Annotated in this window: 19 protein-coding genes; 8 read left to right on the top strand and 11 right to left on the bottom strand. The window is 70.5% G+C overall.

The genetic code is table 11. The features are described from left to right. Positions 1–240: 240 nt before the first annotated feature. Together ABXJ52_RS26400 and ABXJ52_RS26395 are read right to left on the bottom strand one after the other, a co-directional pair. On the bottom strand, positions 241–1,338 hold the full coding sequence (locus tag ABXJ52_RS26400) for a branched-chain amino acid aminotransferase (protein WP_367045155.1): 1,098 nt from the start codon (positions 1,336–1,338) through the stop codon (positions 241–243). 245 nt (positions 1,339–1,583) lie between these two features. Continuing rightward, positions 1,584–2,624, bottom strand: coding sequence for a 3-isopropylmalate dehydrogenase (locus ABXJ52_RS26395; protein ID WP_367045154.1), 1,041 nt, complete (start codon positions 2,622–2,624; stop codon positions 1,584–1,586). Between the two features lie 151 nt (positions 2,625–2,775). On the opposite strand from ABXJ52_RS26395, the gene ABXJ52_RS26390 reads away from it, so the two are divergent. Continuing rightward, a complete protein-coding gene (locus ABXJ52_RS26390) occupies positions 2,776–4,374 on the top strand; it encodes a metallophosphoesterase family protein (protein WP_367045153.1) in 1,599 nt (532 codons plus the stop codon). 22 nt (positions 4,375–4,396) lie between these two features. Here the strand turns inward: ABXJ52_RS26390 and ABXJ52_RS26385 are convergent, their stop codons facing one another. After that, the gene (locus ABXJ52_RS26385; protein WP_367045152.1) at positions 4,397–4,525 is read right to left on the bottom strand and encodes a hypothetical protein; all 129 of its coding nucleotides are present in this window, start codon (positions 4,523–4,525) and stop codon (positions 4,397–4,399) included. 299 nt (positions 4,526–4,824) lie between these two features. Further along, the gene (locus ABXJ52_RS26380; protein WP_367045151.1) at positions 4,825–5,355 is read right to left on the bottom strand and encodes a GNAT family N-acetyltransferase; all 531 of its coding nucleotides are present in this window, start codon (positions 5,353–5,355) and stop codon (positions 4,825–4,827) included. A gap of 76 nt (positions 5,356–5,431) precedes the next feature. On the opposite strand from ABXJ52_RS26380, the gene ABXJ52_RS26375 reads away from it, so the two are divergent. The 4 genes from ABXJ52_RS26375 (at position 5,432) to ABXJ52_RS26360 (ending at position 8,966) form a co-directional block, all read left to right on the top strand. Further along, positions 5,432–6,028 carry a CDP-alcohol phosphatidyltransferase family protein gene (locus ABXJ52_RS26375; RefSeq protein ID WP_367045150.1) on the top strand — a complete coding sequence of 199 codons (597 nt, stop codon included), beginning with the start codon at positions 5,432–5,434 and terminating at the stop codon, positions 6,026–6,028. A 151-nt stretch (positions 6,029–6,179) separates the two neighbouring features. Then, on the top strand, positions 6,180–7,043 hold the full coding sequence (locus ABXJ52_RS26370; RefSeq protein ID WP_367045149.1) for a phosphatidate cytidylyltransferase: 864 nt from the start codon (positions 6,180–6,182) through the stop codon (positions 7,041–7,043). After that, positions 7,040–8,239, top strand: coding sequence for a lysophospholipid acyltransferase family protein (locus tag ABXJ52_RS26365; RefSeq protein WP_367045148.1), 1,200 nt, complete (start codon positions 7,040–7,042; stop codon positions 8,237–8,239). Before ABXJ52_RS26370 ends, ABXJ52_RS26365 begins: the two co-directional genes overlap by 4 nt. Positions 8,240–8,258: 19 nt before the next feature. Beyond that, positions 8,259–8,966: a nitroreductase family protein gene (locus tag ABXJ52_RS26360; protein ID WP_367045147.1), complete on the top strand. Its 708-nt coding sequence runs from the start codon at positions 8,259–8,261 to the stop codon at positions 8,964–8,966. Here ABXJ52_RS26360 and ABXJ52_RS26355 read toward each other — a convergent pair. Beyond that, positions 8,945–10,078, bottom strand: a complete 1,134-nt coding sequence (locus ABXJ52_RS26355; RefSeq protein ID WP_367045146.1) for an alkene reductase — start codon at positions 10,076–10,078, stop codon at positions 8,945–8,947. The genes ABXJ52_RS26360 and ABXJ52_RS26355 overlap by 22 nt on opposite strands. Positions 10,079–10,135: 57 nt before the next feature. Between ABXJ52_RS26355 and ABXJ52_RS26350 the strand changes: the two genes are divergently transcribed. After that, positions 10,136–10,513 carry a MerR family transcriptional regulator gene (locus ABXJ52_RS26350; protein WP_367045145.1) on the top strand — a complete coding sequence of 126 codons (378 nt, stop codon included), beginning with the start codon at positions 10,136–10,138 and terminating at the stop codon, positions 10,511–10,513. A 154-nt stretch (positions 10,514–10,667) separates the two neighbouring features. Here the strand turns inward: ABXJ52_RS26350 and pruA are convergent, their stop codons facing one another. Next, positions 10,668–12,299, bottom strand: a complete 1,632-nt coding sequence (gene pruA / locus ABXJ52_RS26345) for an L-glutamate gamma-semialdehyde dehydrogenase (protein ID WP_367045144.1) — start codon at positions 12,297–12,299, stop codon at positions 10,668–10,670. A 47-nt stretch (positions 12,300–12,346) separates the two neighbouring features. Continuing rightward, a complete protein-coding gene (locus tag ABXJ52_RS26340) occupies positions 12,347–13,273 on the bottom strand; it encodes a proline dehydrogenase family protein (protein WP_367045143.1) in 927 nt (308 codons plus the stop codon). A 180-nt stretch (positions 13,274–13,453) separates the two neighbouring features. Between ABXJ52_RS26340 and ABXJ52_RS26335 the strand changes: the two genes are divergently transcribed. Beyond that, complete coding sequence (locus tag ABXJ52_RS26335) at positions 13,454–14,620, top strand: helix-turn-helix domain-containing protein (protein ID WP_367045142.1); 1,167 nt, start codon at positions 13,454–13,456, stop codon at positions 14,618–14,620. A 56-nt stretch (positions 14,621–14,676) separates the two neighbouring features. Here ABXJ52_RS26335 and ABXJ52_RS26330 read toward each other — a convergent pair whose 3' ends face one another. The 4 genes from ABXJ52_RS26330 to ABXJ52_RS26315 form a co-directional block, all read right to left on the bottom strand. Further along, the gene (locus ABXJ52_RS26330) at positions 14,677–15,876 is read right to left on the bottom strand and encodes a cytochrome P450 (RefSeq protein ID WP_367045141.1); all 1,200 of its coding nucleotides are present in this window, start codon (positions 15,874–15,876) and stop codon (positions 14,677–14,679) included. After that, a complete protein-coding gene (locus ABXJ52_RS26325; protein ID WP_367045140.1) occupies positions 15,873–16,799 on the bottom strand; it encodes a hypothetical protein in 927 nt (308 codons plus the stop codon). Before ABXJ52_RS26325 ends, ABXJ52_RS26330 begins: the two co-directional genes overlap by 4 nt. Further along, entirely contained in the window at positions 16,796–17,488 is a 693-nt protein-coding gene (locus ABXJ52_RS26320) for a phosphatase PAP2 family protein (protein WP_367045139.1), read from the bottom strand. Before ABXJ52_RS26320 ends, ABXJ52_RS26325 begins: the two co-directional genes overlap by 4 nt. Before the next feature lie 64 nt (positions 17,489–17,552). Beyond that, positions 17,553–19,019 carry a hypothetical protein gene (locus ABXJ52_RS26315; RefSeq protein ID WP_367045138.1) on the bottom strand — a complete coding sequence of 489 codons (1,467 nt, stop codon included), beginning with the start codon at positions 19,017–19,019 and terminating at the stop codon, positions 17,553–17,555. Between the two features lie 555 nt (positions 19,020–19,574). Between ABXJ52_RS26315 and ABXJ52_RS26310 the strand changes: the two genes are divergently transcribed. After that, positions 19,575–20,369: a TauD/TfdA family dioxygenase gene (locus tag ABXJ52_RS26310; RefSeq protein WP_367045137.1), complete on the top strand. Its 795-nt coding sequence runs from the start codon at positions 19,575–19,577 to the stop codon at positions 20,367–20,369. The last annotated feature ends 32 nt before the right edge of the window (positions 20,370–20,401 follow it).

Raw genomic sequence — 20,401 nt, 5'->3', positions numbered from 1 at the left:
ACCTGGCGGAGGTTACGGCGGGCCGGGTGGGGCCTGCGTCGCGCGCAGCCGCAGTCGGCAGCGCTCGCGAGGGGACGTGCCGGTATGTCTGCCCGGAGCACGGTTCGCGGCGCTCCCTCGCCGAAGTAGCAAGTCGCCCACCGGACGACAGCGAGGACGGACATACCGGCGCGGCCCCGTCCCACGGACGGACCCGCGCCGAACCCCGCCCAAGCCCCGCAGGGAATCCGCAGGGAACCCTCAGCCGAGCCCGTGCATCCAGCCGTGCTTGTCCTCCGACGTGCCGCGCTGCACGTCCAGCAGCGCCTCGCGCAGCTTCAGCGTGACCGGGCCCGGCTCGCCGCCGCTCTGGGTCCACTCACCCGAGCGGCACTTGACCGTCCCCACCGGGGTGATCACCGCCGCCGTGCCGCACGCGAAGACCTCCGTCAGCGTGCCCTCGGAGGTGTCCGCCTGCCACTGGTCGATCGAGACCCGCGACTCCTCCGAGGAGTAGCCGAGGTCACGGGCGACCGTGAGCAGCGAGTCGCGGGTGATCCCGGCGAGCAGCGAGCCGGTAAGCGTCGGGGTGACGATCTTGTCGCCGTACACGAAGTACAGGTTCATGCCGCCGAGTTCCTCGACCCACTTGTGCTCCACGGCGTCCAGGTACGCCACCTGGTCGCAGCCCTTCTCCGCCGCCTCGGCCTGCGCGAGCAGCGACGCTGCGTAGTTGCCGCCGGTCTTGGCGTCGCCCACACCGCCCGGCACCGCCCGCACGCGGTCCTCCGACAGCCAGATGGAGACGGGCTTGACGCCACCGGGGAAGTACGCGCCCGCGGGCGAGGCGATGACGATGAAGAGGTACTCGTTGGCCGGCTTCACACCCAGGCCGACCTCACTCGCGATCATGAAGGGCCGCAGGTAGAGCGACTCCTCACCGCCGTGCGCCGGCACCCACGCCTTGTCCTGCTTCACCAGCGCGTCACACGCCTCGATGAACGTCTCGACCGGCAGCTCCGGCATCGCGAGCCGCCGCGCAGAGCGCTGGAAGCGCTCCGCGTTGGCGTCGGGGCGGAAGGAGGCCACCGAGCCGTCGGGCTGACGGTAGGCCTTCAGGCCCTCGAAGATCTCCTGCGCGTAGTGCAGGACGTTGGTCGCCGGGTCGAGCGAGAGCGGGCCGTACGGCACGAGCTGGCCGTCGTGCCAGCCGCGCCCTTCCGTCCACTTGATCGTCACCATGTGATCGGTGAAGTGGCGGCCGAACCCGGGGTTGGCCAGGATCGCCTCGCGCTCCGCCTTGGACAGCGGGCTCGAGGTGGGCTTGAGCTCGATCGAGGGTGTCGGCGTCGTCGTCATGAGTACTAGTCCTTCACGGTGTGATGGTGACGGACCGCGCTCACGCCAGTACTTCTCGTACTAGGACGTCCGAGTAACCCTGCATTCCGCGGCCCCACGTTCGATTATCGCTCGCGTGGCGCCGAGGAAGAAACAGCGTGATTGCGGCCCAGGGGTCGATGGTGGCACCCGGAGCCGCATACGAGAAGCCGCCGGGTCGTGTACCGAACCCGGCGGCTTCTGTGTCGTAAGGACGAGCTACCGGGTCAGCCCGCTACTCGTACGGCGAGCGCGTCGCCGATCTGCTCGGTGGTGCGGACCGTGTCGCCGCGCTCCGCGAGGTCCGCGGAGACGGCCGTCTCGATGCGCCCCGCCTCGTCCTCGTACCCGAGGTGACGCAGGAGCAGCGCGACGGACAGGACCGTGGCCGACGGGTCGGCCTTGCCCTGGCCCGCGATGTCCGGCGCCGAGCCGTGCACGGGCTCGAACATCGAGGGGAACTCGCGGCTCGGGTTGATGTTGCCCGACGCCGCGACGCCGATGCCGCCGGAGACGGCGGCGGCGAGGTCGGTGATGATGTCGCCGAAGAGGTTGTCGGTGACGATCACGTCGAAGCGGCCCGGGTCGGTGACGAGGTAGATCGTCGCGGCGTCGACGTGGATGTAGTCGGTGGTGACGTCCGGGAAGTCCTTGGCCACCTCGTTGAAGACGTTCGTCCAGAGGTGACCGGCGTAGGCGAGGACGTTGTTCTTGTGGACCAGCGTCAGCTTCTTGCGCGGGCGGGCCTGGGCGCGGGCGAAGGCGTCACGGACCACACGCTCCACACCGAACGCGGTGTTGACGGAGACCTCGGTGGCCACCTCGTGCGGGGTGCCGGTGCGGATCGAGCCGCCGTTGCCGGTGTACGGGCCCTCGGTTCCCTCGCGTACGACGATGAAGTCGATCTCGGGCTGGCCCTTGAGGGGGGTCGCCACACCCGGGAGCAGCTTCGAGGGCCGCAGGTTGACGTGGTGGTCGAAGAGGAAGCGGAGCTTCAGCAGGAAGCCGCGCTCCAGGACGCCGGACGGGACCGAGGGGTCGCCGATCGCGCCGAGGAGGATCGCGTCGTACTGCTTGAGGGCATCGGTGTCGGCGTCGGTGAGGGTCTCACCGGTCGCGTGGTACCGCTTGGCGCCGAAGTCGAACTCCTTGGTCTCCAGCTTCACATCCTGCGGGAGGACGGCATTGAGGACCTTGAGCCCCTGGGCCACGACTTCCTGGCCGATTCCATCACCGGGGATCACTGCGAGATTGATGCTGCGAGACATGCATGCACCCTACGCCCCGTCCCACGGGATGACACGCATAGTCCGGCATGCGGACACCCCTGGTCATGCCACACGGCCGCCACCGCATGGCCACTCCCACTTCACCCGTAGGTCTGGCGCGAGTTGCGAGTTACCGGGAAGTTCTATGGACATGGACACCCCCAACGTCGGCATACCGGAGCGACTCGCGGCCGGGATGAGCATGCCGGAACAGCACGAGTACCTGCGCAGGAAGCTCTCCCGCCGCACGGTCCTCGCCAGTTCGTTCGCCACGGCCGGCACCGTCGGCGGTATGGGCCTGCTCGCCGGCAGCTCGGGCGGCGCCCACGGCGCGGGCGCACCGGCGTCGAGCCCGCTCGCCGCGACGTCCGCGCCGCCCGCGCCCGTCAAGGTGGACGGGAAGCTCGTGGCCCCCTTCGCCCGGCATCTCGCCTTCGGCGCCGACCCGAAGACACAGATGCGGGTCTCCTGGCAGGTGCCGTTCGCCGTCAAGTCCCCTTATCTGCGGGTGGGGTTGAAGCCCTGGGAGCTGAGCCGGAAGATCGAGGCGGAGGTGCGCGACCTGCACACCCCGTCCCTGTCGAAGAAGCTGCCCAAGGTTGAGCAGTACTACCTGCACGCGGCGCTCGACGGCCTGCGGCCCGGCACGACGTACTACTACGGCGTCGGCCACGACGGCTTCGACCCGGCGTCACCCGAGCGGATGGCGACGGTCGGCTCCTTCCGCACGGCGCCCGCGGCCCCGGAGAAGTTCGTCTTCACGGCCTTCGGCGACCAGGGCGTGAGCTACGACGCGCTCGCCAACGACCAGTTGATCCTGGGCCAGAACCCGTCCTTCCATCTGCACGCGGGCGACATCTGCTACGCGGACAGCACCGGACACGGCAAGGAGTCCGACACGTACGACGCGCGCGTGTGGGACACCTTCCTCGCGCAGACGGAGTCCGTGGCGAAGTCGGTCCCGTGGATGGTGACGACCGGCAACCACGACATGGAGGCGTGGTACTCACCGAACGGCTACGGCGGCCAGTCCGCGCGCTGGTCGCTCCCGGAGAACGGCTTCGATCCGAGGAACGCGCCGGGCGTCTACTCCTTCACGTACGGCAATGTCGGCGTCGTCGCGCTCGACGCGAACGACGTCTCGTACGAGATCCCCGCCAACAAGGGCTACACGGACGGCAAGCAGAGCGCCTGGCTGGACAAGCGCCTCGGCGAACTGCGGGCGGAGGAGACCATCGACTTCATCGTGGTCTTCTTCCACCACTGCATGTACTCGACGGCGACGCACGGGTCCGACGGCGGGGTGCGTGACGCGTGGCTGGAACTCTTCACGAAGCACCAGGTGGACCTGGTCGTCAACGGCCACAACCACGTCTACGAGCGCACGGACGCGGTCAAGGGCGGCGAGGTCGGCAAGCCCGTGCCGGTCGGCGCGTCGACCGATCCGACGCGCGACGGCATCGTGTACGTCACCGCGGGCGGCGCGGGCAAGGACCTCTACGACTTTCCGGCGGGCGTGAAGGACAGCTACGAGGGGAACGTCGAGGACCGCGATTCGATCCTGTCGTTCCACTGGACGAAGGCACGCCTTCCCGACCCTGACCGGGTGGAGTGGTCACGGGTGCGGTACACCGGCTTCTCGTTCCTCGCGGTGGAGGTGACGGCCGGCGCCGACCCGAAGCTGACGGTCTCGGCGCTCGCCGAGAACGGAGAGCGCGTGGACCACTTCGAGGTGGTGCGCGGTACGTAGGACTCAGGGGCGGGGCGGGTGCTCAGTGACCCGTCTCGCCGCCGTTGTCCCTGCGGTCGAGGGCGCGCTGCAGGGCCGCAGCGGCGTTCTTGCGCTCGGAATCGGTGGTACGGGAGGCGTGTCGGACTCGGCGTGCGGTCGTCTCGGCCATGGGAGATCCACTCCTTGAGGGAAAAAGGATGTACTGCGAGACTCCCCCACTGCCTAATGGGCGTGGGGGGACCCCCAGAGGCGGGGAGCGGGGAGCAGCAGGGGTTGCCTGCGTGGGGCTCCGGCTCACGACCGCCATTCGCTTGATCGAGCGAGACGTTCGGCTCCTACAAAGCTAAGCGAGGACGGAGCGTCTGTCTCCACAATTACTCGGACTTCCTACTATCTGAGACGGGCTTCGCTCCGCACCCCTCTTTTGGCGGCTCTGAACTCGCCGGTGAGCGCGGTGGTGCTCGGCGGTCAGAAGATGTCGCCGTCGCGCCAGTCGATGAGCAGTACGTGCGCCGGGTCGAGGTCGGCGCCGCCTCGGAGCAGCGGGGGCTCCTCGTCCGGCATGTGGAGCACGCCCTCCGGGCCGAGGGCGCCGACCGCCCCCTTCCACTCCTGCCAGCCGCGCGCGAGGTAGAGCCGCTGCCCCTCGTCGGAGGCCGACAGCGCGCCCAGGGCGTACGCCCGGTCGATCACCCGCTCCAGGGCGCCCATCACCTGCCCGCCGAGGCCCGCACGCTGCCGGTCCGGGCGTACGGCGACCGCTTCTACGTAACCGACGCGCAGCGAACGGCCGTTGTGCAGGATGCGGCGCTGGACCACGGAGCCGTGTGCGAGCAGAAGCCCGGAGTCGTCGTGCACGAGGGCGTGCACGCCGCCGAGGCCGTGGTCCCAGTCCGCGTCGCTGAAGTCACCGTCGAACGCCTCGTCCATCAGGGCGCGGCCGGCGCGGAGTTCGGTGGGGTCGAGATCGCAGGTGTGGGCCGTACGCAACGTGGTCACCCCACCACCGTACTCAGGCCGAACTTGAGTACGCACGCCGATTTGCCCGCGGCCGGGCGGCGGCAGAGTCGGTGCCATGAACGGCCTCTACGCTCTCAAACCCTGGTACGCGGACCGGTTGTCCGGCGTACGCGGCGCGCTCGCCCGCCGCGAGGTGTCGCCCGACACGCTCTCCGTGGCGGGGGTGCTCTGCGCGGCGGGCGCGGCGGCGGCGCTGGCCTGGCTGCCGGTGCCGTTCGCGGCGATCCCGGTGGCCCTGCTGCTCGCCGCGCGCCTCGCGTTCGCGAACCTCGACGGCGCCCTGGCCCGCGACACGGGCCGCACGACGCGCCGCGGGGCGCTCCTGAACGAACTGGGTGACCGGGCGGCCGACCTGGCCATGCTGGCCGGCTTCCTGACCCTGGCCCCCCTGTGGCTGGTGGCGACGGCGGGCCTCGCGGCGACGCTCCCGTCCTGGGTGTCGCTCGCGGGCGCGGCGGCGGGCGCACCCCGCCTGAACGGCGGCCCGCTCGGCAAGACGGAACGCTGCGCCCTCGTGATCCTCGCGGCGGCCTCCGGCTGGGTCGTTCCGGTGCTCGTGGTGCTCGCCGCGGGTTCGATGCTCACGGCGGGGCTGCGACTGGCCCGGCTGTGGCGGGAGTTGGGTCAGGCCCAGTCGGAGGGGCAGCGATGAGCGCGGCCTTGAACGGCGGGGACGTCGCAGGGCGGGTCATGCCCGATGTCGCCGAGGCACGCGGCGTGGGATCGAACCCGACGGCACCCCCGCGCCTCGCCCGCCTGCGCCCAGCGCTAGGCACGGCCCCGGCTTCCCCACGGGGCACGCGATGAGCGCCGCGTTCATCGCCGGGGAGGCCGCCGGGCGCGCGGTGCCCGTGGTGGCCGGGGTGCTCGGCGTCGGTGGGGTGGCCGTCGCCGCGCTGCCCTCGCGGGTGCGGATGCGAGCCGAGCTGCGCAAGCGGTGGCGGACCTGGGCGATGGCCGCGCCGCTCTTTCTCGGGGCGTTCCTCCTCGGGCGGGCGGGGGCGTTCGCGCTCGCGGCGGGGCTCGGAGTGGTCGCCGTGGGTGAGTACGCGCGGATGGCGGGGCTGCCCCGGGGTGAGCGGGCCGTGCTCGCGGTGTCCGCCGTGGTGGTACCTGCGATCGCCTGGGGCGCGCCCGACGCCCTGGATCTGCGGGCGGCCGGCGCGCTGCTCGTCGCCGCCGCCGGTGTGGCCCTCTGTTCCGGGGACGCCGCGCAGGGCTTCACGCGGGCGAGCCGGACCGTGTTCGGGCTGCTCTGGATTCCTCTCTCGCTGAGCGGGCTCGTCCTGCTCGGCGACACCGCCGTCGCGGTGGGCGTCGCGGTGGCGTTCGGGGACGTGGGCGCGTGGTGCGGGGGTACGGCCCTCGGCCGCAGGGGGCTGCTGTCCCGGCCGCTTTCGCCCCTCTCCCCCAACAAGACCTGGGCAGGCGTCGTGGGCGCCGCCGCCGCGACCGCGGCCGCGCTGGCCGCGGTCGGCGCGTTCTCCCTCACGCTGTGGGCCGCGGTACTCGTCGGCTGCGTACTCGGGGATCTCCTGGAGTCGATGGTCAAGCGCGAGGCGGGCGTGAAGGACGCCGGGAGCTGGCTGCCGGGGTTCGGCGGACTGCTCGACCGGATCGATTCGCTGCTGGTGGCTCTGCTTGTGACGATGGTGGTGACGCTGTGAGGGTACGTACGAGGCCCGGCGCTACGGGCCGACGCCCGCAGCGGGGCACGGCCCGTCTCCGCCGTGCCCTCTGGTGGACCCTGCTCACCCTCACCGGAGGTGTGGAGCGGCGTGGTCAACTCCCGCCCGGCGGCTGCGTCGTCGTGGCGAACCACTCGTCCCACGCGGACACCGCCGCCCTGCTCGCGGCACTGGACGCCCGGCACGCCCCCGCGATAGGCGCCGCCGCCGACTACTGGTTCGCCTCCCCCTGGCGCAGGCGGATCTGCAGCCGCCTGGCCGCGGGGTTCCCCGTGCGCCGCACCGGAGGCGGCATGAACGACCTCCTGTCCAGGGCGGACGCCCTGCGCGCGGGCGCAGCCGTCGTGCTCTTCCCGGAGGGCACCCGCGCGCGGGAGGGCGAACTGGGCGCCTTCCACAAGGGCGCCCTGATCCTCGCCCGGCAGGCGGACGTACCCGTCGTCCCGGTCGCCATCGCGGGCACGGACCGCCTCCTGCCCAAGCACGGCAGGCTCCGCCCCGCCCTGGTGCGGGTCACCATCGGTGCGCCGCTACCCGCTACCGCCACCCCCGGGGAGGCCCGCGACGCGGTGGCCGCGCTGCATCGCCGTACGACGGAGGAACCCCTCGCCGACTCCCCCGCGCGCAAGCGGATCGCGGCGGTCGCGGCCTCCCGCTGGGGCCTCGTCGCGGGCCTCCTCTGGGCCTTCGCGGAGGCACTGAGCTGGCCGCTGATGCCGGAGCTGTTCCTGGGGATCGCCTGCGTGGCGCTGCCGCGCCGGGCCCTGAAGCTGTCTTTCGCGGCACTCGCGGGCAGCCTGGCGGGCGGGCTCATCGCGCTCCAACTGGCCACCGCCGGCGTGCAGTTGCCGCAGCCGCTGACCACGGAGAGGATGCGCGCGCAGGTGCGCGCCGAACTCGCCACCGAGGGCGCGGCGGCAGTACGCCACCAACCCTGGAACGGCGTCCCCTTCAAGGTGTACGCACGCGAGACGGGCCGCACCGACATCGCACCGCAGGACTGGCTGGCACAGTCGGCGCTCTCCCGCGGCTCCCGCACTCTCACGGTGGGTCTCGCCTTCGGGGCCCTCGGATTCCTCGTACACCGGCTGCGCAGGTTCTACGGGCTGTATCTGGCCCTCCTGGGTGGCGGATTCACGCTCGGGCTCTCATTGATCGTGACGGGATGGAGCTGACCGGGGCACACTCGTGAGCATGGCTGACGAGACCGCAGAACGGCCCTGGACCCCCATCCACGGCGAGCCCTACCGCTCCGTGCCGTACCGCCCCGAGCGCATGCCCGAGTCCCAGTCCCTCGCGCGGGCAGCGGAGTTGCGTACGCGGATGCGGGAGCGGCGCACGGTGCGGCAGTTCGCGCCCGACCCGGTGCCCCCGCAGGTCGTGCGGGACGCCATCGCGTGCGCGGCGACGGCACCGTCCGGCGCGCACCAGCAGCCGTGGACGTTCGTCCTCGTCCAGGACCCGGAGATACGCCGCCGCATCCGCGAGGCCGCCGAGCACGAGGAGCGCGTCTCGTACGACGGGCGCCTCGGCGAGGAGTGGCTTGCCGCCCTGCGTCCGCTCGGCACGGACGAGGTGAAGCCGCATCTGACGGACGCGCCCGCCCTGGTCGTCGTCTTCCAGCAGCGGTACTGGCTGGGCGAGGACGGCACCAAGCACAAGCACTACTACGTGGACGAGTCGGTCGGCATCGCGGTGGGAATGCTGCTCTCCGCACTGCATCTGTCGGGCCTGGCCGCGCTGATCCACACGCCGAGCCCGATGCGGTTCCTGTCGCAGGTGCTCGGGCGCCCGGAGAACGAGAAGGCGTTCGCGGTGATCCCCGTCGGCTATCCGGCCGAGGACTGCCAAGTCCCGGATCTCGTAAGGAAATCGCTGGATCAGGTGCTGGTGGAGATCTGACCCGAGCCCGAGCCCGAGCCCACCAACTCCCGCTCCAGGAACGGGTAGTCGGTATATCCCCGCGCACCGTTCGTGTAGAGGTGCGCCTGGTCGATCTCCTGGAGCGGCGCGCCCGTCGCCAGCCGCTCCGGCAGGTCGGGGTTGGAGATGAAGGCCCGCCCGTAGGAGACGAGGTCGGCGAGGCCGGACGCGAGGACCGCCTCGCCCGCCTCGCGCGTCGTCGGGTCGCCGTTCTCGCCGACGTTGCCGATGAGCAGCCCGCTCCAGCGCGGGCGCAGGTCGGCGAGGGCCGGGTAGTCGGCGTTGTCGGTGAGATGGAGGTAGGCGAGGCCGAGCCCGTCGATCTCGTCGAGGAGCGCACGGTAGACGGGAGCGGGGTCGGCCTCCGCCATGCCGAACTGCGGGTTGCCGGGCGAGAGGCGCAGGCCGAGCCGTTCGGCACCGATGGCGTCGGCGACGGCGCGGACCACCTCGACGGCGAAGCGGATGCGGTCGGCGATCGATCCCCTGCCGTACTCGTCATCACGGAGGTTGGTGTTGTCGGCGAGGAACTGGTGGATCAAGTAGCTGTTGGCGCCGTGCAGTTCGACCCCGTCGAAACCGGCCGCGACGGCGTTGCGGGCGGCGGCCACGAAGTCCTGGACCGCCGTGCGGATGTCGTCACGGGTCATCTCGCGCGGGGCGACATAGTCGGGCTTGGCGCCGTCCGGGCCGTGCGCGTGGCCGGGCGGGGTCACGGCCGAGGGAGCGAGCGGCAGGTCGCCGTCGATGCGGGCCAGCGGGTGGCCGTTGCGGCCGCCGTGCATCAGCTGGGCGTAGATCCGGCCGCCGGCGGCGTGCACGGCCTCGGTCACCCGCCGCCAGCCCGCGACGTGCGCGTCGGTCTCCAGACCGGGGTAGCGCCAGCCGCTCTGGCCCCGGCTGCTGGGCCAGATGCCCTCGGTGACGATGAGTCCGGCGCTCGCACGCTGGGCGTAGTGGTCGGCGACGACGGCCAGCGGGGTGCCGTCCTCCGCGGCGCGGGCGCGGGTCATCGGGGCCATCACGATGCGGTTGGGGAGGTAACCGAGGGGGCCGGCGGAATACGGTGCGAGAAGCGAAGTGTTCGTCATGCCGGAACGGTAGAAGCTGACACCGGTGTCAGATTCAAGTGCGGAGGGACGCGGGACATGAGGATCGGCGAGCTGGCGAAGCGTACCGCTGTGAGCGAGCGGTCCCTGCGCTACTACGAGGAGCAGGGCCTGCTGCACGCGGACCGCACGGCGGGCGGCCACCGCGACTACCCGGAGGCGGCGGTGGACCGGGTCGTGCACATCCAGGAGCTGTTCGCGGCGGGCCTGCGCAGCGCGAAGATCGGGCAACTGCTGCCCTGTATGCGGGACCAGGACGGCGGCCCTTCCGAGAAGGCGACACCGTGGCTGGTGGAGGAGCTCTCGGTGGAGCGGGCGCGTATCGACGGCATGGTGGAGGAGCTGCTGCGGGCCAGAGACGTGCTGGACGAGGTGATCACAGCGGCGTCGAGCACCACCTCACCCGCGGGCGCCTGATGCCGGGCGGAACCGCTTCGTCTGCGGGGCGGGGCCTCGCCGGCATGGCCGTCCCGGCTGGAGGCAGACCAACCGGGAGACAACACCGCCCCCGACCGGGGTGGGGCCCAGGTCGGAGGCGGGGTTCCAGGGGGGCGTCACAGCCCGGGGGGCGTCAGCCCATGTGCGGGTACGCGTAGTCCGTCGGCGAGACCAGCGTCTCCTTGATGGCGCGGGTCAGCGTCCAGCGCTGCAGGTTCTGCGGGGCGCCCGCCTTGTCACAGGTGCCGGAGGAACGGCCGCCGCCGAAGGGCTGCTGGCCGACGACGGCGCCGGTGGACTTGTCGTTGATGTAGAAGTTGCCCGCCGCGTAGCGGAGCTTCTCCATCGTGTCCGCCGCGGCGGCGCGGTCGTTCGCGATGACCGAGCCGGTGAGGGCGTAGTCCGACGCCGACTCCATCTGGGCCAGCATCTCCTCATACTTGTCGTCCTCGTAGACGTGGATCGCGAGGAACGGGCCGAAGTACTCGGTCGTGAAGACCTCGTTGGCCGGGTCCGTGCACTCGACGACGGTCGGACGGACGAAGTAGCCGACCGAGTCGTCGTACGTGCCGCCCGCGACGATCGTGCAGGTGTCGTCCGCCTTGGCGCGGTCGATGGCCGCCTTGTTCTTGGCGAACGCGCGCTCGTCGATGACCGCTCCGATGAAGTTGGAGAGGTCCGTGACGTCGCCCATCTTGATGCCGTCGACCTCGGCCGCGAACTCCTCCTTGAAGCCGGAGTTCCAGATCGAGGCGGGGACGTACGCACGCGAGGAGGCGCTGCACTTCTGGCCCTGGAACTCGAAGGAGCCACGGGTCAGGGCCGTCTTGAGGACCGCGCGGTCGGCGCTGGGGTGCGCGACGACGAAGTCCTTGCCGCCGGTCTCGCCGACCAGGCGCGGGTACGTGCGGTAGTTGGCGATGTTCTCGCCGACCGTCTTCCACAGGTGCTGGAAGGTCGGGGTCGAGCCGGTGAAGTGGATGCCCGCCAGGTCGCGGTGGGTCAGGGCCACCTCGGAGACGGCGATGCCGTCACCCGTGACGAGGTTGATGACGCCCTTGGGCAGACCGGCCTCCTCCAGGAGCTGCATGAGCAGCACGGCGGCGTGCGTCTGCGTCGGGGACGGCTTCCACACGACCACGTTGCCCATGAGGGCCGGGGCGGTGGGGAGGTTGCCCGCGATGGCGGTGAAGTTGAACGGCGTGATCGCGTAGACGAAGCCCTCGAGCGGGCGGTGGTCCAGACGGTTCCAGACGCCGGTCGCGTTCGCCGGGGGCTGCTCGGCGAGCAGGTCACGGGCGTACTTGACGTTGAAGCGCCAGAAGTCGATGAGCTCGCAGGGGGTGTCGATCTCGGCCTGCTGGGCGGTCTTCGACTGGCCGAGCATCGTCGAGGCGGCGAGCGTCTCGCGCCACGTCGTGGAGAGCAGCTCGGCGGCGCGCAGGATGATCGCGGCGCGGTCGTCGAAGGACATCGCGCGCCAGGCCGGGGCGGCGGCGAGGGCCGCGTCGATCGCGTCCTGGGCGTCCTGCTGGGTGGCGCCGCGGCCGTTGCCGATGACGGACTTGTGGTTGTGCGGCTGCACGACCTGGAAGGGCTCACCGCCACCGAGGCGCTTGACGCCACCGATGGTCATCGGCAGCTCGATGGGGTTCTCGGAGAGCTCCTTGAGCTTGGTCTCGAGGCGTGCACGCTCCGGGGATCCGGGTGCGTAGCCGTGCACCGGCTCGTTGACCGGCGCGGGGACCTGGGTGACGGCGTCCATGAGTTCCGTTCTCCTTATGGGGGTCGGGGGAAGTCGGGAAGGAGAGCTCAGCCCTTGGTGAGGATGGAGCGGGCGAAGAAGAGCAGGTTGGCCGGCTTCTCCGCGAGGCGGCGCATGAAGTATCCGTACCAGTCGGTGCCGTAGGCGGTGTAGACGCGCATCCGGTGGCCCTCGGCCGCGAGCCGCAGGTGCTCGTCGCTGCGGATGCCGTACAGCATCTGGAACTCGTACTCGTCCAGTTTGCGCCCCGCGCGCCGTGCGAGCTCCTGGGCGATGGAGATCAGACGCGGGTCGTGGGACCCGATCATCGGGTACCCGTCGCCCTCCATGAGGATGCGCATGATCCGGACGTACGCCTTGTCGATCTCCGCCTTGTCCTGGTACGCGACCTCGGCGGGCTCCTTGTAGGCGCCCTTCACGATGCGTACGCGGCTGCCCGCGGCGGCCAGGCGGCGGGCGTCGTCCTCGGTGCGGAAGAGGTAGGACTGGATGACGCAGCCGGTCTGCGGGAAGTCCTTCCGCAGCTCCTCGTGGATGGCGAACATCGAGTCGAGGGTGGTGTGGTCCTCGGCGTCCAGGGTGACCGTGGTGCCGATCTGGGCGGCGGCGATGACGACCGGGCGGACGTTGGCGAGGGCGAGCTCGTGGCCGCCTTCGAGTGCCTGGCCGAACATGGACAGCTTCACGGACATCTCGGCCCTGGCCCCGAGGCCGAGGTCCTTGAGGCGCTCGACGAGCTCCAGGTAGGCGTCGCGCGCGGCGGCGGCCTGCTCGGGCGTGGTGATGTCCTCGCCGACGACGTCGAGGGTGACCTCGAGGCCCTTGTCGGCGGCGTCCGTGATGATCGGCACGACCTGGTCCACGGTCTCACCGGCGATGAAGCGGCCGACGACCTGCTTGGTGCCCGGGGCCGCCGACACGAAACGGCGCATCTGGTCGCTGCGCGACGCGGCGAGGATCACGGGACCCAGCACGGGCACCTCCACGGAGAGTAGAAACAGGGCCGTACCTGGATATGCGAAACGCAGCGGTACGGCACGGAGAACCACCCTGAAACCTAAGGATCCCTCCGATCCCGTGCCATCGACAGCTGTCACGCATCCGTGCCCTGGATCTCAGACATCTGTCTGAAGGCGGGGGCGAACTACGTCAGAATGGACAGCGTGAAAGGCGATTACCAGGAACTGGTCGACGAGATCTCAGCCCTGCTCGGCGCCCCCGCGACGCTGGAGAACCGCGATTTCGAGCTGATCGCCTTCGGCGCGCACGACAGCGGCGACAGCGACTTCGACGCGGCGGCCCTGGACCCCGTGCGCACCCGCTCGATCCTCACGCGCCGCTCCACGGCCGGGGTCCGCACGTGGTTCGAGAGCTTCGGCATCACGCGCGCCACGGCCCCGGTCCGCATCCCGCCCACCCCGGAGGCGGGAGTGCACCGCGGGCGGATCTGCCTTCCCGTACGGCATCGGGGGTTCGCCCTGGGTTACGTATGGCTCCTGGACGACGACCCCGGGCCGACGGACGCCCAGCTGGCCGCCGCCATGGAGGTCGCCGCCCGCATCGGCGCCCTGCTCGCCGACGAGGCGCAGGCGGGCGCCGACCTGACCCGGGAGTTCCGGGCGGTCCTGACCGCCGAGCGCGGCTGGCAGCGGGACATGGCGGTGGCCGATCTGCGCACGGCACTGGGCCCCCGCGGCGAGGGCCTGCACGCCGTGGTCTGCGTGGCCCCCTGGCCCTCCGCGGACCCCGATTCCGCCCCTTCGGTCCGTACGGTGCAGGGGGCGACGGCCCTGTGCACGGTGCCCTGGGGCACGGCGGGCCAGAGCCTCGCGGTCCTGGTCCGGCTGCGCTCGGCGGACGTCCTCACCCCGGCGGTGTCGGCGGCCACCCGGCTCCTGGAGCCGGCGCCCGACGCGGCGGCGGGTATCGCGAACGCCCGGCACGGCCTGGACGAGCTCGGCGCCGCCTGGTGGGAGGCGTCGACGGCGGCCCGCGCGGCCCGCGCCGAACCCCGCTTCGCCCCCGTGGCCCAGTGGGCGGACGTGGGCCCCTACCGCCTGCTCACCTCGCTGCCCGCCGAGGCCGCCGAGGACCCGGTGGCCCGCGCACTCCTCTCCCCCGCGCACCGCGAACTCGCCCGCACCGCCGAGGTGTTCCTCGACTGCGCGGGCCAGGCGGGCCGCACGGCAGCGGAGTTGGGAATCCACCGCCAGACGCTCTACTACCGCCTCTCACGCGTGGAGCAGCTCACGGGCCTCGACCTGGACGACGGCGAGGACCGCCTGCTGCTGCACATGGTCCTGAAGGCGTCACGGCTGTAGGAGCATTCGCGGTTCCGGAGTTCCGCTGCCCCGGAGGCCCGCGCCGCGTACGACGGTCAGACGTGGACGGGAAGGTGAGTGGCCCCGCGCAGGCTCAGAAGGCCGTTCCAGCGGACCTCCCCCGCCTGTTCCAGGCCGGGGAAGCGGCGGACCAGTCCCCCGACGGCGATCCTTCCCTGGATACGGGCGAGCATCCCTCCGATGCAGTAGTGGGCGCCGCCGCCGAAGGAGACATGGCGGCGTGCGTTCTCGCGGTCCAACCGCAGCTGGTCGGCGTCCGGGCCCCAGAAGTCCTCGTCGCGGTTGGCCCCCGCCAGGCTTGCCAGGACGACCGAGCCGGCCGGAATCTCGTGCTCGCCCACACGGTGGGGGCGCAGGGTGATGCGTCGGGCGAGGTGCACCGGAGGTTCGTAGCGCAGTAGCTCCTCGATCGCGTTCCGGTCGAGCTCGGGCGTGGCCCGCAGGAGTCCGAGCTGGTCGGGGTTGCGCAGCAGCGCGAGTATCCCGCCCGAGAGCAGGTTGACGGTCGTCTCGTATCCGGCGACGTAGAGCATGGCGACCTGGGCGACCAGTTCGTCGTGGCTGAGCCGGTCACCGTCGTCCTCGGCGTCGATGAGGGCAGTGAGCAGGTCATCGCCGCGATCTTGGTGCTTGCGGAAGATCGCGTCGGAGACGAGCTCGACCATCTCGGCGTCGGCAGCTTCGATGTCCTCCTTCGCGCGCGAGCCGCCACCTGGCTCGCCCAGCCGCACCAGCAGGCCGGTCAGCTCGCGCAGGCGTGCGGTGTCGATCTCCGGCATCCCCAGGATCCGGGTGATCACGGCGAACGGCAGGGGGAACGCGAGCGCTCCGACCAGGTCGCCGCCCCCGGCGGCCCCCAGATCGTCCAGGGCCTTGTCGACCAGGTCGTGTACGACCAGTTCGATGCCGCTCATCGACCGGGGGGTGAACGCCTGGGAGACGAGTTTGCGCAACCTGGTGTGGTGCGGGGGGTCCTGGTCGATCAGCGCAAGGCCCTTGAGGCGCGGGGCGCGGGCGGAACCGCCGGAACCCTGGGCGTTGCGTTTGTCGACGGAGTGCTCCGCGCGCAGCAGCTCCTCCACGTCCTCGTGCCGGGAGACCATCCAGAAGCCGCCCGGGTGTTCATGCACCGGCGCGTTGCGCCGCACCTCGGCGTAATGGGGGTGCGGGTCCTCCATGAACCCCTCGGAGAGCGGGTTGAACATGACGGGGGTGGGGCGCATCGCGCTGCTCATGCGGTGTGTCCTCTCGTCTTGCGAAGCGATGAAGGGGTGCGCGAGGGCCGGGACCGGCCGCGGCCGTACGCCGCTGCGGCGAGCAAGCCGACGGCCAGGGCCGTGCCGACGGCGGCCTTCTTGCGCGGGCTCGTAGCGGCGGGCCGGGGAGGGGACGCGAGGTCCTGAGGCTGGGTGATCGTCCGGGGATACGGCCGCACGGCCGCCGCATAACGGCGTCGGCACACCTCCGCGACCTGCGCGTGCCGCTCGGGTGGCAGAGCGGAGAGACGATCCAGGAACATCGACTCGTACCGGTCGACCTCGCGGCGCAGCTCGGCGGCGGCCGTGTCGCCGTAGAGCTTCACGAAGACGGCGAAGACGTTCAGGGTGCCCGAGGCGACGTCCTGTTCGTAGTGGCCGAGATCGTTCGCGATGTCCGCGAGCACTTCCACCGGCCAGAGCAGGTCCCGGGTCGCGGGGTCCATCGACCGTCCGCGCAGGGCGAAGGTCATGGCGCGCAGCAGGCGTACGTCGGTGGGCCGCAGTTCGACCAGGGCGATGGCGTCCTGACGGGTGGTGGTGCCGCGCGACGTGGCGGCGTTCTCCAGGCGGATGAACCGCTCCGCCTCGTCGACCAGGAAGGCCACATCGTCGTTCCATGCTCCGACGAACCGCAAGACCTTCTCGAAAGCCTTCTTGTACGTGTGGAACGTCTCGTAGTCGCTGTTGCGTTCGGCGTCGAGGTCCACCTCCGTGTTGCGTTCGGCCAGCGAGTCGACTCGATAGACCAGGTACTCGACGGCGAGCACCACGGGTGTCAGACGTAAGCGCTGTCTGCGCGGTACTTCGTCCACGACGTAGTACATCCGCGACACGTAGTCCCGGGTGATACCCGCCGCCTTCCACAACGGGGTCTCCGCCAGGCGGGCCAAGCTGTTCATCGGGTTTCCCTTCCAGAGGAGTGCGGGGGCCCGGCGTCGACACGCCAGGCGACCGCGCAGCCGACCACGAACCCCAGGAGGACGCCGCCCGCGACGTCGGTGGCGTGGTGGGCATCCGCCAGCACGCGGGAGACGCCGACAGCCGCCACGAGAACCGAGCCCAGGCCCAGGCACGACCACCACATTCGCGTGCCGGTACGCAGCACGACCAGGAGCACCAGGACGAGGAGCGTCGCGGAGGCCATGTGCCCGGACGGGAAGCTGTACCCGGAGTCGGCAGCAGGGCCGTCGGCCGACAGCGGCATGGGCCGTCCCACCAGCGTCTCGAGTGCCGTTTCCGCCGCGAACTGCACGGTCAGGCCGGCGAGCACCCACAGTGCGGCGCCGGGCCGGCGACGGTGCACCAGTACGCCGAGGACCGTGAGCAGGCATGCCCCCAACAGGGCCGAGCCCACCGCATCCGCCGGCCCGTCGGCGCCGAGCCAGGAGCCGGCCGACGTCCCGAAAGCGCGGTCGGCCCCGGCACGGACCTTCTCGTCGAACGCGCTGACGAGGTCGCTCCCGGACGCCACCAGCGCGGTCAGTGCGGCGAGCGCCAGCGCAGCGGCCGCGGATCCGAGGAGATGCCGGGGGGCGGCCCCGGCTGCGGCGCCGGTCACGGCGTGGTCGGCGTCCTGTTGGCTGGGCACGTTCACCACCTCTCCTTCCTGACGTGCGAGCGCGGACCGCGGCCCCGCTGCGGAGCGGAGATGCTCAGAGCCGGCGCCAAGGCGACATACCGGCGGCCTTGAGGGAGCGGTGGAGCAGCACGCAGTACGCGACGTCGAGCAGGAACGTCCAGGCGTACATGACATTGATCAACGGCGTCAGCGGGTACGAGCGATGGCCCAGCGACTTCCGCGTGAACTCGGACCAGCTGGTGGGCCAGGTCCGCTGCGGTGAGGTGGTGACGGTGAGGGCCGTGGCGATCCAGGCACACAGCGTGCCGAACCATTTGCCGACGGCGATGTACATCGACTGGCCCGCGGGCGAGCCGCGGTCCTCCAGCATCTTGAGGTACAGGATGGACATCATGAGGTTGATGCCGAATCCGGTGTACTCCCCGTCGGGGTCCGCCAGGTCGATGAACGCGTGGTAGTTGACCGAAAGGGCGGCGGCCACGCACACCCCGAAAAGTGGCCGGAAATAGCGCCCGAGTGTGCTGTTCGGGAACTGCGCGGCACCGTACTTCCACACCTGCCAGGCGATGACCACGTCGACCAGGAAGCCGGCGATGCTCGCGGTGTGGAAGTAGTCGCCCAACGGGTCCAGGAGGAAGCCGTAGGCGAACTCCCAGGTGAGATTGGCGAAGAAGGCGGCGAGTGGCACACCGTACGTCTGGTCGGCGAATCCCCGGTAGACGATCGCCACGTAGGCCACCAGCCATCCCAGGGCACACAGCAGGCCGAACAGGACGACGGCGCTGGAGACTCCCTCGACCGCGTCCTTGTCCTCGTGCCGGTCGGCGTCCGGGTCCGGGAAGACGTCCCGGAGCGGGGCACAGTTGAGCGTGAACGCACGTGTGAGTCGCTCCCGGTCCTGCACGCCGACTGAACACAGCCCCTGCTCGAACTGCGCCTCGAAGTAGGCGACTTCTTCACGTACGCGGTCGGCAGCCGTGTCGCCGTAGGCCTCGACGAAGGCAGCGTAGATGTTGGTGCGTTTGATCGGTTCGGTGGCAGAGGCGTACTGCTTCAGGTCCCACGCGACGTACGCCAGGGTCTCGGCCGGGCGCAGCGCCGCACGGAGCCCCTCGTCACCGTCGCGGTCCCAGGGCCGGCCGAGATCGCGGACGATGCGCAGTTCACTGGGGGCCAACTCCATTAGTCGACGCAGTTGTTCCGGTTTCGCCTCGCCCGCGCGGACGGCGAATTCCACCTCGGCGAGTTCCGTGACATCCCGCTGGGCGCGGCCGCCATCGGGGATGCGAGCACACAGGCGATTCAGGGCCTTTTCGATCCCTGCATCCCGAAGCCTCGCCAAATGTCCGGATAGATCGCCCCCGCTGGGTTCCGGAGCGAGTGCCGCAAGGCGGGCGCGTTTCACCGCGAAGGAGAGGTAACGAGCCGTCAACCTAACTGGAGCCGCCTGGAGTTGCTGCTTCAGGGAGGACCCGAGGATGGGGCCGTGCATGCCCTCGGTGAGGGCGGCCTCGATGCCGCGTCGAATGGGTGGCGCCACTTGAGTGACGGCCGAAGCCAACAACCGTTTGGCGCGTTGAGAAGCCGCCAGCCTGAGATTTCGCCGCATGCTCAATCCAGTCTCCTAGAGCCGAGCCCCGCACAGTGCGTCAGACCCGTGGACGCTCAACTAGGTTGCCAGGGAGGCCCGTTCAGTAGATCTTCACCTGAACGGGTGATGAACATGGTGTACCATCATGATCCGCACCGTCCAGGCTTGCTCGCAAGACATGAAGTACGGATTCGCTTCATTTGCTACGAACGCCGCCGCCACTGCTCTTCGCGGCTTCGATCTTGTCCGACCAACCACGGGGGACTCGCAATGGACGTCTTATTAGGGCACTCTCCGTCTGTTCTGGGATGCGTTCTGTCGGCGGGAGAGGCCGATGCTTTGTGCGCGGCGGCCCAGACAGCTGTGGCCGCTCAGGGGCCTCCCTCGAAGCACTTTTTCTATGAAGGCCTGGAAGAACACATTCATCGAATACCGACGTCGATTCGCTCGGTACTGAATGAATTCAAGGACTCCTCCTCGCTGTGCGCACTGCGCATCACAGGGGTGCGCGTCGACCCTGACCGGTGCGGGCCCACACCGCTTTCCTGGCAGGAAGCCCTCGACTCCGGAAGCCAGGCACTCGAGGAGGCGCAGCTGGCCCTGCTGGCCGCCAGTCTGGGCGAGGTCTTCGCCTGGCCGACCATCCAGCGCGGTCGGATGGTGCAGAACCTCGTACCGGTCGAGAGCGACCGCGAGGAGCAGAGCGGCCATGGTTCAGTCGCTCTGGACTGGCACACCGAGGACGGCTTCCACCAGGACAGATGCCGCTATCTGGCGCTCCTGGGCATCAGGAACCCCGACCGGGTGCCGACCACGATCGGCACGGTCAACGACGTGCGGCTGACCGAGCACCACCGGTCCGTGCTCCACGAGCGACGCTTCCTCATCCGCCCCGACCTGGAGCACCTGCGTCAACTGGCCAGGTTCGCCCCGGACAGCGAAATGCTCCGGCGTGCGCGCGAGATGTACGAGAACCCGGAGCCGGCCGCCATCCTCTTCGGTGACCCCGACTCCCCCAGTCTGCGGATCGACGCACCGTACACAACCGCCGTGGCCGACGACGGCGAGGCCGCCGAGGCACTGGAGGCGATCGTCGACGAGCTCACTCGCGCCCAGCAGGACGTGGTCGTCGGCCGGGGCGACGTGCTGATCGTGGACAACTACCGCGCCGTGCACGGCCGTCGGGCGTTCTCACCGCGGTTCGACGGTACGGACCGCTGGCTGAAGCGCATGAGCGTGGCCGGCAGCCCGCTGTCCACGACGATGCCCGGCGCGGACGCGCGGGTACGGACGATCTGACCGGATCCACTGACGCACCGCGATCCACCTGT

Origin of the sequence: Streptomyces sp. Je 1-332, from assembly GCF_040730185.1 — a bacterium.
GTDB lineage: Bacteria > Actinomycetota > Actinomycetes > Streptomycetales > Streptomycetaceae > Streptomyces.
The sequence above is the reverse complement of the archived record's forward strand: the minus strand, read 5'-3'. Positions and strand labels throughout refer to the sequence as shown.

What these genes read in the sequence shown, in the direction of transcription:
- ABXJ52_RS26375 (WP_367045150.1), top strand. Translation starts at nt 5,432, where the DNA reads ATGAACGGCCTCTACGCTCTCAAACCCTGGTACGCGGACCGGTTGTCC.
- ABXJ52_RS26385 (WP_367045152.1), bottom strand. Translation starts at nt 4,525, where the DNA reads ATGGCCGAGACGACCGCACGCCGAGTCCGACACGCCTCCCGTACCACC.
- ABXJ52_RS26355 (WP_367045146.1), bottom strand. Translation starts at nt 10,078, where the DNA reads ATGACGAACACTTCGCTTCTCGCACCGTATTCCGCCGGCCCCCTCGGT.
- pruA (WP_367045144.1), bottom strand. Translation starts at nt 12,299, where the DNA reads ATGGACGCCGTCACCCAGGTCCCCGCGCCGGTCAACGAGCCGGTGCAC.
- ABXJ52_RS26395 (WP_367045154.1), bottom strand. Translation starts at nt 2,624, where the DNA reads ATGTCTCGCAGCATCAATCTCGCAGTGATCCCCGGTGATGGAATCGGC.
- ABXJ52_RS26400 (WP_367045155.1), bottom strand. Translation starts at nt 1,338, where the DNA reads ATGACGACGACGCCGACACCCTCGATCGAGCTCAAGCCCACCTCGAGC.
- ABXJ52_RS26330 (WP_367045141.1), bottom strand. Translation starts at nt 15,876, where the DNA reads ATGAGCAGCGCGATGCGCCCCACCCCCGTCATGTTCAACCCGCTCTCC.
- ABXJ52_RS26390 (WP_367045153.1), top strand. Translation starts at nt 2,776, where the DNA reads ATGGACACCCCCAACGTCGGCATACCGGAGCGACTCGCGGCCGGGATG.
- ABXJ52_RS26325 (WP_367045140.1), bottom strand. Translation starts at nt 16,799, where the DNA reads ATGAACAGCTTGGCCCGCCTGGCGGAGACCCCGTTGTGGAAGGCGGCG.
- ABXJ52_RS26350 (WP_367045145.1), top strand. Translation starts at nt 10,136, where the DNA reads ATGAGGATCGGCGAGCTGGCGAAGCGTACCGCTGTGAGCGAGCGGTCC.
- ABXJ52_RS26370 (WP_367045149.1), top strand. Translation starts at nt 6,180, where the DNA reads ATGAGCGCCGCGTTCATCGCCGGGGAGGCCGCCGGGCGCGCGGTGCCC.
- ABXJ52_RS26335 (WP_367045142.1), top strand. Translation starts at nt 13,454, where the DNA reads ATGGACAGCGTGAAAGGCGATTACCAGGAACTGGTCGACGAGATCTCA.
- ABXJ52_RS26360 (WP_367045147.1), top strand. Translation starts at nt 8,259, where the DNA reads ATGGCTGACGAGACCGCAGAACGGCCCTGGACCCCCATCCACGGCGAG.